The organism is Mesorhizobium sp. WSM4817, assembly GCF_055811135.1.
In genome coordinates this window covers 1-260 of sequence record NZ_JBVVQQ010000162.1, presented here as the reverse complement: position 1 = coordinate 260, position 260 = coordinate 1, and the positions used below count along the sequence as shown (strand labels likewise).

The following is a 260-nucleotide window of genomic DNA, read 5'->3' as shown; positions in this document are numbered from 1 at the left end:
AGCCGGATCGATCGCCATGCATCGTAAAAAGGGGACCCGTGCCTCGGTCGAAGATGTTCTGTCCCGCTTCGACCAGCTCGCGCGCCTGATCGAATGGCATCAGGCCAATCCGCGGCGCCCGGCCCATACCTTTGACGTGATCGTGCCGATGGTGTTGCCCGATGGCACCGCCCCCGGCGGGCGCCGCACATCGGCGGCCTTCGCGGATGCGATCATTCGGGAGATCGCGCGCGTGAAGCCGCTGCGCGAACATATGCGGC

Annotated in this window: 1 protein-coding gene; it reads left to right on the top strand. The window is 66.2% G+C overall.

The annotated features are described in order from the left end of the window. Positions 1 to 16 precede the first annotated feature (16 nt). A partial coding sequence (locus tag AC0L2K_RS35210; protein ID WP_473533687.1) for a phage tail protein I occupies positions 17 to 260 on the top strand: 244 nt, incomplete at its 3' end.